This window comes from Curtobacterium poinsettiae, from assembly GCF_047226435.1.
Taxonomy (GTDB): domain Bacteria; phylum Actinomycetota; class Actinomycetes; order Actinomycetales; family Microbacteriaceae; genus Curtobacterium; species Curtobacterium poinsettiae.
This window is the reverse complement of record NZ_CP178434.1, coordinates 2,598,135-2,611,060: the sequence shown is the minus strand read 5'-3', so window position 1 is coordinate 2,611,060 and position 12,926 is coordinate 2,598,135. Positions and strand designations below refer to the sequence as shown.

Sequence of the window (12,926 nt, the reverse complement as noted above, 5' to 3'; positions counted from 1 at the left end):
GTCACGACATGGCCGACGAGATCCGGATCGCGTTCCTGCTGTTCCCGCACCTGACCCAGCTGGACCTGACCGGTCCGGCCCAGGTGCTCAGCCGCGTGCCCGGCGCGCGCGTCGAGTACGTCGCGGCGACGCTCGACCCCGTGCCGAGCGACTGCGGCCTCGCGCTCGTCCCAACCGTGACGATCCAGGATGCAGGCGCCGCGGACGTGCTGGTCGTCCCCGGCGGTGACGGTGCCTTCGACGCGATGCTCGACCCGGACGTCGTGGCCTTCGTCCGGCGCCAGGCCGAGGACGCCACGTGGATGACGTCGGTGTGCACCGGGGCCTTCGTGCTCGGCGCCGCCGGGCTGCTCGCCGGCCGACGCGCGACGACCCACTGGGCCTCGAAGCCGATGCTCGAGGCCTTCGGTGCGCAGCCGGTCGACGCCCGGATCGCTCGGGACGGCGCCGTCGTCACCGCCGCCGGGGTGAGCGCGGGCATCGACATGGCGCTGTGGCTCGCGGCCGAGCTCGCCGGACGCCCCGCGGCCGAGGCGATCCAGCTGCAGATCGAGTACGACCCGCAGCCACCGTTCGACCACGGATCAGCCGAGCGCGCCGACGCCGTCGTCATCGCCCGGGCCCGTGCAGCAGCCGAGGAATCGCGCGGCGACCGGGTGACCCGCGCCGCCGCAGCCGTCCTGCGCTGACGCGGACCTCCACACGGTCACGAATCCCCGCTGGTCTCCGCCGAGTGGTCACGACACGTCGTTCCGGGCGCGGCCAGCCGACACTTCGTGACCGCTCGGGGCCATGCAGGCGGGGGGGTGTGACCGGCGCCGCGCCCGCGGCTGTCCTGCGCTAGCGCAGCGGCTTCCGCATCTGCGCCGACGTCACCTGGTACCCGAGGGCCGCGTACAGCTCCTGCGCTCCCGTGTTGTAGCCGAACACGTTCAGCCCGATGCTCGTCGCACCGCGTTCGGCAGCGGCGCGGTGCCCGAGCTCGAGCGCGCGACGGGCGTGCCCGCGACGCCGGTGCGCCTCGTCGATCTCGACGTCGAACACCCACCAGTCGGTGCTGCCCGTCGTGAACGGCCCGATCCAGAGCGACCCGACGACGGTGTCGTCCTGGTCGAGGACCTCCCACACCAGGTGGCCGTCAGCGGGGGAGCCGTCCGGGAACCAGCGGTCCCGCGACTGCTGCTCGTTCGCCTCGGCCTGCTCGCGGCTCTCGCCCGCCTGCATCCGCGACTCGACGTACTCGGCCATCGTGCGGTGGAGCCAGGCCGGGAGGCGCGTGGCCGGCATCGCGACGAGCCGCGTGTCGGTCATCGGTTGCCCTTGGAGCCCCGGCTCGGCTTGCCGCGCATCTTGCCGCGTCCGGGCGTGGGCCCCTTGCCGGTGTTGGACTTCTTGCCGGCGCCGGACTTGCCGCTGCCGGGTGACTTCGCCTTGGCCTTGCCGCCGGCGCCGCCGGCGCCCTTGGAGCCCGACGCACCCGACCCGCCCGACGCGCCCTTGGCGCCCGAGCCGGCCTTGGCGCCGCCACGAGCCGGACGCGAGTCGTCGTCGCCGTCGCGATCCGGGCCTCCTGGTTGGCGCGAGCTGTTGGCGGTCCGCCCGCGCACCACGCCGATGAACTCCTCGGTGGTCTCGGTGGCGTCCTCGTCCCGCCAGACCAGCGCGATGCGCGTGCCCTCGGCGTCCATGAGCGGACGACCGACCAGGTCCTTGCGGCTGGCGGCGCGGAACAGCGACTGGGGGAGCACCACGACGCCGACGTTCGCCTCGACCAGGTCGAGCGATCCGTCGATGTCGGCGGGCACCGGGCCCGCGTCGATCACGTGGACCTCGGCGTCGGCGAGGTCGACCTCGGCGAGTTCGGCGAGGGGGGAGTCCTTGGGCATCGCGACGACGGCCGTCTCGGTCCAGAGCGGGATGGCGTTGTGCCGCTCGGACACGGGCATGCGCGCGAAGACCATGTCAGCCTCGCCCGCCAGCGTGTCGTCGACGTCGTCGGCACCGATCGGCCGCAGCCGGAGCTCGATGGAGGGGAAGCGATCCCGCCAGACACGGGCCCACTTTGCGGGGGAGACCCCCGGCACGAAGGCGATGGTGAGAGCCGCGGTCATGCAGACGAGCATAGGGGCCGTACCCTTGTCCTCATGGCGCAGGAACAGACCATGAAGCCCGAGACGGCTGCGAAGAAGCTCGGCATCTTGCTGACGGCCGCTCCGGAGTCCTTCCAGAGCGCTCCCCTCACGCGGACCGCCTTCGACGAGCTCCGGACCGAACCCCCGACCTGGCTCGAGGACCTCCGACGCGACGGCCCGCACCCGCGACCCGTCGTGGCGCAGAAGCTCGGCATCTCGATCTCGGGTCTGAGCCGCGCCGGGATCGACGACGCGCTGACGACGGCGGACATCAAGACGCTGCTCGAGCAGAAGCCCGAGTGGCTCGTCCGTGAGCGTGCGACGCAGGCCGCCGTGCACGCCGAGAACGCCCGCGTGAAGCAGGAGCGTGCCGCCAAGGCCGCTGCCCGCGCCGAGGACTGACCCCACCCGCACCACTCCGCCGCACCGAGGACGCCCCACGTGCACGAGACCGTCGCCGACGCCATGCTGGTCGTGCCGCAGTTCGCGTCCGTGTGCTGCATCGTCGGTGACCGCTACCGGCCGCGTCCGGGCGTGATCGTGCCGGCGGGCGTGATGCTCGTCGCGATGCTCATGCCCGTCGTCGACGCCGGCGCCGTGTGGACCCTGTTCGCCGCCACCCTGCTGCTGTTGCTCGCACCGCTGCCCGTCATGCGTCGACGCCGCGCCGACGGCCGCCGTGCGGAGCCGATGGACGTGCACCGCGCGCTCTCCGCCGTCGTGATGGCGGGGATGCTGCTGATGGGCCACGCCTCGGGCGTCGCCGGTGACCACGCCGGGCACGGCATCGCGCTGTCCGCGGTGCTCGGTGCCGGCGTGATCGGCTACTGCGCCTTCAGTGGCTGGCTGCTCCGGTACGAGTGGGGGCGCGAGGACCGGCGAGCCGTCCGCAGCGGCGAGGTCTTCGCGATGACCGTCGCCGTGGTCGGCATGACCCTGGCGATGTAGCCCAGCCCAGCCCGCGCCGGCAGCAGCGGCTGCGCCCGCAGCGACGGCGGGAGCGGGGGCGTCAGTCGCGCGCGGCGCTGTCCGCCGGGGCGTCCGCCGCGTGCGTCACCCGCTGCTTGGCCGCCCGGATCGTGTCCTTCGGCACCGGCGGTACCCCGCGCCGGATCCCGCGCAGGCCGACGACGAACAGGATCGCGGTGACGATCGCGAACGCCGCGAACGTGATCCCGGTCGCCGCCCACAGCGGCAGGGCCAGGGCCAACAGCGCCACCGCGAAGCCCGCCAGTGCGACCAGGGTCGTCAGGGCGAACCCGACGGCCACCCCGGTGAGCACCAGCCCGGTCTTCGCACCGCTGGCGCGCTCGCCGATCTCCCGCCGCGCCGAGGCGACCTCCTCACGTACCGCGCGCAGCACCGGCTCGAGGGCCTTCTGCACGAGTCCGGCGGTCACGGTGTCGCGGAACGACGGCCGGCCGGGTGCGGTGGTGTCGTCGTGATCGGTGCTGCTCATGAGGGTCTCCTGTCCGGGCGCGGCGGTCCGCGTCCCCTGACAGGACGCGACCGACCCGATGATCGTCACGCCGCCGCGCGTGCGTGCGGTGCGTTCCCAGGTTGTGCAACGGACGCGGAGGCCCGCCCCGCGTCGACGACGCAGGACGGGCCTGGCGGGGTGGCCGGGTCCACCGCGCTACTCGGTGACCTCCTCGAGGTCGTCGATCCCGCGGGCGGCGGCCGCTGCGCGGCGGGCACGCATCGACGGGGCGACGAGTGCTGCGAGCACGGCCACGACCGCGACCCCGGTGCACGCCCAGAACCCGATCGTGAAGGCGTCGTCGGTCGGCAGCCCCTGCGGCGTGCTGTGCGAGGTGATGAGCGCGGCGATGACGGCGGTGCCGACGCTCGAGCCGATGGTGCGGACGACCGTGTTGGCGCTGATGGCCTCGCCGGTCTGGTTCGCGGGGACGCTCTCGATGATCGCGTTCGAGCAGGCTGCCAGGGCCATGCCGATGCCGATGCCGGTCAGGACGCCGGAGGCCACCACCTGCCACAGCTCGGCGTGTGCGATGGCTGGCAGCACGAACGCGGCGACGATGGCGAACCCGCCGATGAGCATCGGCGGCTTCGGGCCGACCTTGCGCACCAGGACGCCGGCGATCGGCCCGGCGACCACCATCATCACGACGGTCGGCAGCAGGAAGAGCCCGGCCTGGGTGACGTCCTTGCCGAAGCCGTAGCCGAGCGCCGTCGGGAGCTGCAGGAGCGTCGGGACGAGGACGAAGGTGCCGAACATCGCGAACCCGAAGACCAGTGCGACGACGTGGGCGGTCCAGACGCCGCGGACGGCGAAGAGCCGCACGTCGATGAGCGGCTCGGCGACCCGCAGCTCGACGAGGACGAACACGACCAGTGCGACGGCGCCGAGGACCAGCAGGCCGATGGTCTTGGCGTCGCCCCAGCCCCAGGTCTCGCCCTCGCTGACGGCGAGCAGGATCGCGACGAGCGACACCGCCAGGACGAACGTGCCGGCCATGTCGAGGCGTCCGGGCTTCCGCACCGGGGACTCCGGCATGCCGAAGACCGCCCCGAGCAGCGCGATGACGACGAGCACGGCGGGGAGCCAGAACAGCCAGTGCCAGGACAGGTGCTCGACGATGGGTCCGGCCGCGACGATGCCGACACCGGCACCGATCCCGAAGATCGCCGACAGCAGACCGATCGTGACGCTGACCTTCTCCTTCGGCAGCTCGTCCCGCACGATGCCGATCGACAGCGGCATCACGGCACCGGCGGCGCCCTGCAGTGCCCGTCCGACGATCAGCACGCCGAGGTTCGGCGCGAGCGCGGCGAGCACGGCCCCGACGAGCAGGATCGACAGCACGACGATCAGGACCTTGCGCTTGCCGATCATGTCGCCGAGGCGACCGAGGATCGGCGTGAGCACCGAGGCGGAGAGCAGGTAGGCCGTGAGCACCCAGCTCGTCGCACTGGTGGAGGCGCCGAGGTCCTGTCCGATGGTCGACAGCGCCGGGGCGACCAGCGACTGCAGGACCGCGAAGGACAGGCCGCCGAGGGACAGGGAGACGATGATCGCCGTGCTGTTCGGCCGGCGCCCGTTCGTGGTGGGGTGCGAGCCGGTCCGTGGGCTCTGCATGGTGTCGGTCATCGTGCTCCGTGTCCTCGTGGTCGATGGCGATGTAAACAACTGCTGACATCACGAGCGTACGCCGGAACGACCGCATGTCAACGCTTGCTTACATCCCTGTGAGGACCGCTAGGCTGCGCACCATGAGCAAGGACGCCGCGGCCACCCGACTCCTGCTCGTGCAGGCCGCCCGCCGACGGTTCGCCTTCGACGGGTACCGCGCGACGACCGTGCGCGAGATCGCCGGGGACGCCGGGGTCAACGTCGCCCTGATCAACCGGTACTTCGGGTCGAAGGAAGGGCTGTTCCGCGCCTGCCTCGACCGCGTCGTCCGTGACCTGGGCGCCGAGGAGACGAGCGAACAGGGGCTCGAGCGGGCGCTCACGGGGATCATCACCCACATCGTGCGGACGCCCACCGACGACGACTCGCTGCAGCTGATGCTCCTGCTCCGGTCCTCCGGCGACGACGGTGCCGACGCCATCCGCCGCGAGACGCTGCGTCGCTACGCCGAACGGCTCGCGGGCACCGTCGGCGGTGCCGGGTCCGACGCGCTGCTCGTCCGGGCCGAGATCGCGCTCGCGGTGGTGCTCGGGATGTCGATGCTCCGGCAGTCCACCGCGGTGGAACCCCTGGCATCCGCCGCCGACGCCGTCGTGTCGGCGGCGCTCGAGGACGCCCTCCGCGCCCTGCTCGCGCCGCCGCGGTAGCGTCGAGGGGTGTCCGACCGACCCGCACGTCGCCCCGACCCCGCTCCGCGCCTGGACGAGGTCGACGAGCGCATCCTCTGGACCCTCGCCGCGGACGCCCGGATCCCGAACAACCGGCTCGCGGCCGCGGTCGGCATCGCGCCCTCGACGTGCCTCGCCCGGGTCCGTGCCCTCGAGGACGCCGGGGTGATCCGCGGCTACCGGGCCGAGGTGGACGTCGCGCGCCTGGGGTTCTCGATCGAGGCGATGGTGTCCGTCCGCGTGCACGCCGCCGCTCGCCACGAACTGCGGGACTTCGCGAAGCGCCTGCTGCGGGTGCCGGTCGTGCAGGACGTGTCGTTCCTGGCCGGGGACAAGGACTTCCTCGTGCACATCGCGTGCGAGTCGACCGAGCAGCTCCGGGACTTCGTCGCCGACGAGCTCAGCGGTGACCCCTCGGTGGCGACGACGCAGACGAACATCGTGTTCGAACGCCTCGTCGCCGACCGCGCCGCCCAGGGCCGCTCGTTCGACGAACTGCGGCGCTGGCGGGCCTGAGGCACGAACCCCGCGTCAGGGGCCCCGGGGCAGTAGCTCCGGGTCAGCGCTTCCGCGTCATCGGGATGTGCGGGATGCGGTCCTCGAGGTACTCGTCCCCGGAACGCACGAATCCGAAGCGGCCGTACCACTGCTCCAGGTGGGACTGGGCGCCGAGGGCGATGCTCGGCGAGCGCGACTCGGCGATCGCCGCCTCCATGAGCTGCCCGGCGAGTCCCTGCCCGCGGGCATGCTGCGCGGTGGCGACCCGGCCGATGCGCTCGGTGCCGTCGGGCTCGCGGAGCAGACGCAGGGTCGCGTCCACCGAGCCGTTGCCGGCCCAGAACTGCACCGTCCCCGGCTCGAGGTCGCGGCCGTCGATGTCGCCGTACGCGGCCTCCTGCTCGACGACGAAGACATCCTGCCGGAGCCGCAGGATCTCGTGCAGCGTGACGATGTCCAGGTTGCGGGTCGGAGCGTTGAAGATCGAGACCACGGACGGCCCTTCCTGAGTATTTCTTCCGAAACAGGGTGTGTTCCGGACCGGATCGGCGTACATTGCCGATCAACCACTCTACGTGCGCAGCCGAGATCAGGAGGTGAGCGCATGGACAACCCGTTGCGCGCACCCTGGCGCGCCGCACTCCGCATCGTCCTGCTGGGCGTCGGGACCCTCGCTGCCCTCGTGCTGCTGTCCCTGCTGCTCGGCGCGCGCCCGGCATCCGCCGCCACGACCGCCCCGCCTGCTGCCGAGCAGCGCGGACTCGTCGGCAACGTGGTCGAGGGCGTCGGTGGCACCGTGCAGGGGGTGACCGGCGAGGTCGGCAAGGTCGTCGGCGGCGTGACGGACCCCGTCCGCAAGGCCGTCGTGCCGGCACCCGCGGCACCGGCACCTGCTCCCGCAGCCCCGGCACCGGCACCGGCAACATCGGCGCCTGCTCCCGCAGCCCCGGCGCCTGCCGCGGTCCCCGCCGCACCTGCTCCCGCCGCTCCCGCGCCTGCCGCCCCGGCCCCGTCGAGCCCCGCTCCGGTCGCCTCCACACCGGCTGCCCAGCCGACCACGACCGCCCCCGCGGCCGACCCGGCCACGCGCCCGGTGCGACAGGTCGTCGACCAGGTGACCAGTGCCTCCCGGCCGGTCACCGACGCCGTCGCGAACGTCCTGCGTCCCGTCACCGGCACCGTGGAACACGTCACCGGCGCACGCCCCGTGACCGCCGTCGTCGACACCGTCGACGACGTGGTCGGCAGCGTCCCGGTGGTCGGGACGGTCCTCGGCGACGACACCCTCGGCACCGTCACCGGTCCGGTCACGGGCCTGGTCGACGACACGCTCGGCTCGGTCGGCACGACCGTCGGCACCGTCCCTGCCATGGTCGAGGGCGTTGTCCCGTCCGTGGGCGGCGCCCTGCCAGGAGGCACGGATCCCGTCGTCGACGTCCCCGCACTCCCGGTGGGCGGCGGCTCGAACCCGCCCGCCGGGCCCGTCCCGTCGGCGCCGGTCGCCGACGTCCCCGTCCGGCCCGGAACCGTCGCCACGCAGGGCGCCACGGTGCCCACCGCACCCGCATCGGCGCGTGTCGTCGCCGCCGGTGCGGTGGGCGACCGCGCAGCCGGACTCCGGCCGTCGGTGCCGGTCGACGTAGCCGCCACGACGGCCACGGTCGGTCCGGTCGTCACGGCCGTCGATGTGCAGGACGCGACCCTCGGCGGACACGCGCTGCTCGTCCCCGAGGACGGCGAGGGCCACGGGCTCCCGTTCGACGGAGCCGACGCCGGCGTGCTCGGTGGCAGTGCCTCCTCGACCTCCGGCGGCGCAGCAGCCGTCGGCATCGTCGGCTCGACCGACGACATCGTCTCCCTCGCCGCGGGGTCTCGCGGCACGCTCTCCGACGACGCGGTCCCCGCATCGGTCGTCGGCGAGCACGACGTCGCCCCTGACTGAGATCGGTGCGCCTGTCCGCCACGGCAGGCACGCACACATCCCGGCTGCGTCCGCGGTCGGTGACGATCTCGATCAGGGAGCACGACCATGAACAAGTACGTCTCCAGAGGGCTCTGGTTCGCCCTCTTCGTCGGCGGGCTCACGCTCGGCGGCACGGCTGCGGCGAACGCGGCCACGACATCCGGTGCCGACGGCACCGTCTCGGGCACCCAGGTGGTGCCCTCCGTGGACGCTCCGGTGTCCCTCGGCGGCAACGCGATCGGCGTGCTCGGTGACGCAGTGTCCACCGTGACCGGCTCGGCCGGCGCTGCCCCGGCCCCGGCGGCTGCTCCGGCGCCCGCCGCCGTGTCCCCGAGCACCTCGGGCGAGGACGGCACACTCTCCGGCACGCAGGTGGTGCCGGACGTCGCAGCACCGGTGACGGTCGGGGGCAACGCCGTGGCCGTCGGCGGCGACGCGGTCTCGACGAGCGCCCCCGCGGCTGCCCCCGCGGCTGCTCCGGCTCCGGCCCCGGCGCCGGCGGCTCCCGCTCCGGCCCCGGCGGCTCCCGCTCCGAGCACCTCGGGGGAGGACGGCACCGCCTCCGGCACCCAGGTCGCCCCGACCGTGACGGCCCCGGTGACGGTGTCCGGCAACGGCATCGGCGTCCTGGGTGACGGCACGTCGACATCGACCGCCCCCGAGGCGACGGCACCGACGACCCCGACGGCCCCGGCCGCCGAGGCCCCGGCAGCGCCGACCACCTCGGGAACCGACGGACTGCTCTCCGGCACCCAGGTGACCGGTCTGGTCGACGTCCCGGTGACGATCGGTGGCAACGGCATCGGCGTCCTCGGTGACGGCAGCTCGACGAGCACGGCTCCGGCCGCAGGCACGAGCACGGGCACCGGGACCGCCCCGGCGGCCGGTGGTTCGACCTCGGGTTCGGACGGGACGGCCTCGGGCACGCAGGTGTCACCGGTGGTCTCGATCCCGGTCACGGTGGCGGACAACGGCATCGGACTGCTCGGGACGGGTACCTCGACGAGCACGGCTCCGCCCGCAGGCACGACCACGGGCACCGGGACCGCTCCGGCCGCCGGTGGTTCGACCTCGGGTTCGGACGGCACAGCGTCGGGCACGCAGGTCAGCCCGGTCGTCGCCGTCCCGGTCACCATCGGTGGCAACGGGATCGGCATCGTCGGTGACGGCACGAGCACCGGCACGACGGCTCCGGCCACCGGTACCGGCTCCACGACACCGACGACCGGCGGCACGACCTCCGGTGACGGCGGTCTGCTCTCCGGCACGCAGGTGACCCCCGTGATCAGCCTGCCGGTCACCATCGGTGGCAACGGGATCGGCATCGTCGGTGACGGCACCAGCACCACCCCGGGCACCGGCATCGTCGGTGACGGCACCAGCACCACCCCGGGCACCGGCACCGGCACGGACCCCGGCACCGACCCGGGTACTGACCCCGGGACCGACCCGGGCACGGACCCCGGAACCGACCCGGGCACGGACCCCGGAACCGACCCGGGTACTGACCCCGGGACCGACCCCGGCACGGATCCCGGCACCGACCCCGGGACCGACCCGGGAACCGTCCCCACCGGGACGGACCCCGGAACCGGCACCGAGCCCGGCACCGTGACCACCCCCGTGGGTGTGGTCGACGTCGTCGAGCCGACCCGGGCCTCCACAGCGGGCGTGGCGACCACCACGACCGCCGCCACCAGCGGGGTCCGGACCAGCGCCGGGACCGTCGCGGCGGCCGCCGCGGCCGGTGACGGCCAGCCGGAGCTCGCGTACACGGGAGCCGGCTCGCCGGTCCTGCCGGCCGGGTTCGCGCTCCTGCTGCTCCTCGCCGGAGCCGGCACGCTCGTGCTCCGTCGCCGGCACTGACCGCCGGGTGATCGAGGGGCGTCACACCGTGGCGCCCCTCGTCACCGTGCCGGGGGAGACCTCCGGTCACGTCGGCGCATCGGATGCGTGTGCAAGTTCCGACGGACCGCTCGTCGATCGACTCGTGGATCGTCGCGGTCTGGACGACGGACACCGCGGACGCAGGACCCGTCCGGGGGAGACGCCCGGTTACGACGGCGCTCACGAGCAGGGCGCGGCCGTCAGCGGCCTGGGGTATCGTTCCGACTACGCAAGCGCTCCGGGGTCGGTGGAAATCCGAGCCGGTGGTGACAGTCCACGAACTGACGACGGGTGCGAACCCGCCAGATGTTGACCCGGTGGAAATCCGGGACCGACGGTGAAAGTCCGGATGGGAGGCGCGCTGGGCGGACAGGACGACTCCACGACCCGTGGGGTGCGACCCGTCCGTCGATGCCGACGATCGTCGAACGCCCCCGGAGTCCCGTTGAGAGGACACCAGTGTTCACCGGCATCATCGAGGAACTCGGCACCGTCACCGCCGTCGAGCAGCAGGGCGACTCCGTCGCGCTCACCGTGCACGGCCCCGTCGTCGTGCAGGACGCCCGGCACGGCGACTCGATCGCCACGAGCGGTGTCTGCCTGACCGTCGTCGAGCAGACCCCCGAGACCTTCACCGCCTTCGTCATGAAGCAGACCCTCGACATGAGCGCCCACGGCACACTCCGGGTGGGGGACCGCCTGAACCTCGAGCGCGCTGCGTCGGTCGGCGACCGCCTGGGCGGACACATCGTGCAGGGCCACATCGACGGCACCGCCACGGTGCTCGAGACCTCCGACGGCGACGGCTGGCGGCGTGTGCGGTTCTCGCTCGCGCCGGCGCTCAGCCCGCTCGTGGTCGACAAGGGCTCCGTCGCGCTCGACGGGGTCTCGCTCACGGTCAGCGCCGTCTCCCCGGAGGACACCCACCCCGACGCCGCCTGGTTCGAGGTGAGCCTGATCCCCGAGACGCTCGAGGCCACGACGCTCGGGCTCCGTGTGCCGGGTGACCGGGTGAACGTCGAGACCGACGTGCTGGCCCGGCACGTCCGCCGCATGCTGCGGCTCGACGCCGCGGCGCAGTCCCTCGAGACCGCCGCGCAGCCGCTCGAGACCGCCGGATCGGAGGCCCGGTGATGGTCGCCGAGGCCGGCACCGTCCCGCAGGCGCTCGGCTCGTCGAGCATCGAGACCGCGATCGCGTCGATCGCGGCGGGCCGCCCCGTCATCGTCGTCGACGACGAGGACCGTGAGAACGAGGGCGACGTCATCCTGTCCGCCGAGCTCGCGTCGCCGGAGTGGATCGCCTGGACGGTCGCGCACTCGTCCGGGTTCATCTGCGCGCCGGTCAGCACCGAGATCGCCGATGCGCTCGACCTGCCGCCGATGGTGGCGCACAACGAGGACGTCCGCGGTACGGCCTACACGGTCACCGTCGACGCGGCCGTCGGTGTGACCACGGGCATCAGCGCCCACGACCGCGCCCGCACCCTGCGGGTCCTCGCCGACCCGGACTCGGTGCGCGACGACCTGCACCGACCCGGCCACGTGGTGCCCCTGCGCGCCCGACCGGGTGGGGTCCGCGAGCGCGCCGGGCACACCGAAGCAGCGATCGAGCTCGTCACCGCGGCCGGACTCCGTCCCGCTGCGGCGATCTGCGAGATCGTCGACGAGGACGGCAGCATGATGCGACTGCCGGCGCTCGTCGCACTCGGGGCGCGCGAAGGCGTGCCCGTCATCACCATCGCTGCGCTCGCCGAGTGGCTGGACGCGGCAGACCGGGCGGCGGCAGCGACTGCCGCGCCCACGGAAGGAACGACACGATGAGCGGAGCAGGCGCGGCGGACCGCGACCAGGTCGACGGCACCGGGATCCGGGTGGCCATCATCGCCGGACAGTGGCACGACACGATCGCTGCGGGACTGCTGGCCGGGGCGCAGCGCGAGGTCGAGCGGCTCGGGGCGACGGCCGACGTCATCCCCGTCCCCGGCAGCTTCGAGTTGCCCGTGGTCGCGAAGACCGCGCTCGGCGCCGGTTTCGACGCCGCGGTCGCGCTCGGCGTCATCATCCGCGGTGGCACCCCGCACTTCGAGTACGTCTCGGGCGCCGCGACGACCGGGCTGACGCAGGTCGCGATCGACACCGGCAAGCCCGTCGGGTTCGGTGTGCTCACCCTGGACGACGAGCAGCAGGGCCTCGACCGTGCGGGGCTGCCCGGCTCCAAGGAGGACAAGGGCGCCGAGGCCGCACACGCCGCGATCAGCACCGCGGTGACGTTGCGGTCGCTGCGCGTCCTGGTCTGAGCTGCTCTCGGCCTGACGCTCCACGCAGAACGGCCCCGCACCGGTGAGGTGCGGGGCCGTTCTGTCTGCGCTCGTCGAGCGGCTGCGCCCGCTAGCGCTTGCCGAACACGTGGATCGGCAGGAAGAAGGAGAGGCTCATCAGGAGCACACCCGCCATGAAGACGAAGGCCTGGCCCGACTCGACCTGGAAGGCGAACCCGAACAGGTACATCGACACCAGCAGCAGCAGGATCGAGAAAACAGCGGCGATGACGCGGCCCACGGGATACCTCCGGGTGTCGACGAGTGGATCGTTCCCCAGTCTATCCCCAGCAGGGGGTGTGCC

At 73.3% G+C, this 12,926-nt stretch carries 15 protein-coding genes, 1 pseudogene and 1 riboswitch; of the genes and pseudogenes, 10 read left to right on the top strand and 6 right to left on the bottom strand.

The features are described from left to right. Positions 1-8 precede the first annotated feature (8 nt). Positions 9-689 carry a DJ-1/PfpI family protein gene (locus tag ACL00U_RS12270; protein ID WP_017888546.1) on the top strand — a complete coding sequence of 227 codons (681 nt, stop codon included), beginning with the start codon at positions 9-11 and terminating at the stop codon, positions 687-689. A gap of 151 nt (positions 690-840) precedes the next feature. Here the strand turns inward: ACL00U_RS12270 and ACL00U_RS12265 are convergent, their stop codons facing one another. Then, positions 841-1,311, bottom strand: coding sequence for a GNAT family N-acetyltransferase (locus tag ACL00U_RS12265; RefSeq protein ID WP_017888547.1), 471 nt, complete (start codon positions 1,309-1,311; stop codon positions 841-843). Next, positions 1,308-2,111 carry a LysR family transcriptional regulator substrate-binding protein gene (locus ACL00U_RS12260; protein ID WP_259552845.1) on the bottom strand — a complete coding sequence of 268 codons (804 nt, stop codon included), beginning with the start codon at positions 2,109-2,111 and terminating at the stop codon, positions 1,308-1,310. Before ACL00U_RS12260 ends, ACL00U_RS12265 begins: the two co-directional genes overlap by 4 nt. 33 nt (positions 2,112-2,144) lie before the next feature. On the opposite strand from ACL00U_RS12260, the gene ACL00U_RS12255 reads away from it, so the two are divergent. Together ACL00U_RS12255 and ACL00U_RS12250 are read left to right on the top strand one after the other, a co-directional pair. Beyond that, positions 2,145-2,534 carry a DUF5997 family protein gene (locus ACL00U_RS12255; protein ID WP_017888549.1) on the top strand — a complete coding sequence of 130 codons (390 nt, stop codon included), beginning with the start codon at positions 2,145-2,147 and terminating at the stop codon, positions 2,532-2,534. 39 nt (positions 2,535-2,573) lie between these two features. Further along, on the top strand, positions 2,574-3,080 hold the full coding sequence (locus ACL00U_RS12250; protein WP_017888550.1) for a hypothetical protein: 507 nt from the start codon (positions 2,574-2,576) through the stop codon (positions 3,078-3,080). Between the two features lie 61 nt (positions 3,081-3,141). Here ACL00U_RS12250 and ACL00U_RS12245 read toward each other — a convergent pair whose 3' ends face one another. After that, positions 3,142-3,591 (bottom strand): phage holin family protein, encoded by a 450-nt coding sequence (locus ACL00U_RS12245; protein ID WP_194589791.1) that lies wholly within the window; start codon positions 3,589-3,591, stop codon positions 3,142-3,144. A gap of 177 nt (positions 3,592-3,768) precedes the next feature. Beyond that, complete coding sequence (locus tag ACL00U_RS12240) at positions 3,769-5,244, bottom strand: MFS transporter (protein ID WP_214518810.1); 1,476 nt, start codon at positions 5,242-5,244, stop codon at positions 3,769-3,771. A gap of 122 nt (positions 5,245-5,366) precedes the next feature. On the opposite strand from ACL00U_RS12240, the gene ACL00U_RS12235 reads away from it, so the two are divergent. Both ACL00U_RS12235 and ACL00U_RS12230 read left to right on the top strand, forming a co-directional pair. Continuing rightward, positions 5,367-5,933, top strand: coding sequence for a TetR/AcrR family transcriptional regulator (locus tag ACL00U_RS12235; protein WP_042538093.1), 567 nt, complete (start codon positions 5,367-5,369; stop codon positions 5,931-5,933). Positions 5,934-5,942: 9 nt separating this feature from the next. Then, positions 5,943-6,470: an Lrp/AsnC family transcriptional regulator gene (locus ACL00U_RS12230; protein ID WP_017888554.1), complete on the top strand. Its 528-nt coding sequence runs from the start codon at positions 5,943-5,945 to the stop codon at positions 6,468-6,470. A gap of 43 nt (positions 6,471-6,513) precedes the next feature. Here the strand turns inward: ACL00U_RS12230 and ACL00U_RS12225 are convergent, their stop codons facing one another. Beyond that, a complete protein-coding gene (locus ACL00U_RS12225) occupies positions 6,514-6,945 on the bottom strand; it encodes a GNAT family N-acetyltransferase (protein ID WP_017888555.1) in 432 nt (143 codons plus the stop codon). Positions 6,946-7,056: 111 nt separating this feature from the next. Here ACL00U_RS12225 and ACL00U_RS12220 point away from each other — a divergent pair, with 111 nt between their 5' ends. From ACL00U_RS12220 to ribH, 5 genes and pseudogenes are all read left to right on the top strand, one after another. Continuing rightward, on the top strand, positions 7,057-8,394 hold the full coding sequence (locus ACL00U_RS12220) for a hypothetical protein (RefSeq protein WP_412873443.1): 1,338 nt from the start codon (positions 7,057-7,059) through the stop codon (positions 8,392-8,394). 87 nt (positions 8,395-8,481) lie between these two features. Then, positions 8,482-10,281, top strand: a complete 1,800-nt coding sequence (locus tag ACL00U_RS12215; RefSeq protein WP_412873442.1) for a hypothetical protein — start codon at positions 8,482-8,484, stop codon at positions 10,279-10,281. 251 nt (positions 10,282-10,532) lie between these two features. Next, positions 10,533-10,667, top strand: a riboswitch (FMN riboswitch). A 94-nt stretch (positions 10,668-10,761) separates the two neighbouring features. Continuing rightward, positions 10,762-11,436 (top strand): riboflavin synthase, encoded by a 675-nt coding sequence (locus ACL00U_RS12210; protein WP_042538091.1) that lies wholly within the window; start codon positions 10,762-10,764, stop codon positions 11,434-11,436. Then, positions 11,436-12,098: pseudogene (gene ribB / locus ACL00U_RS12205) on the top strand (3,4-dihydroxy-2-butanone-4-phosphate synthase); the annotation flags it as partial. The gene ACL00U_RS12210 and the pseudogene ribB, both read left to right, overlap by 1 nt. 23 nt (positions 12,099-12,121) lie before the next feature. Continuing rightward, complete coding sequence (gene ribH / locus ACL00U_RS12200; protein WP_071252031.1) at positions 12,122-12,601, top strand: 6,7-dimethyl-8-ribityllumazine synthase; 480 nt, start codon at positions 12,122-12,124, stop codon at positions 12,599-12,601. A 91-nt stretch (positions 12,602-12,692) separates the two neighbouring features. Here ribH and ACL00U_RS12195 read toward each other — a convergent pair whose 3' ends face one another. Then, positions 12,693-12,863, bottom strand: coding sequence for a hypothetical protein (locus ACL00U_RS12195; RefSeq protein WP_017888559.1), 171 nt, complete (start codon positions 12,861-12,863; stop codon positions 12,693-12,695). Positions 12,864-12,926 lie beyond the last annotated feature (63 nt).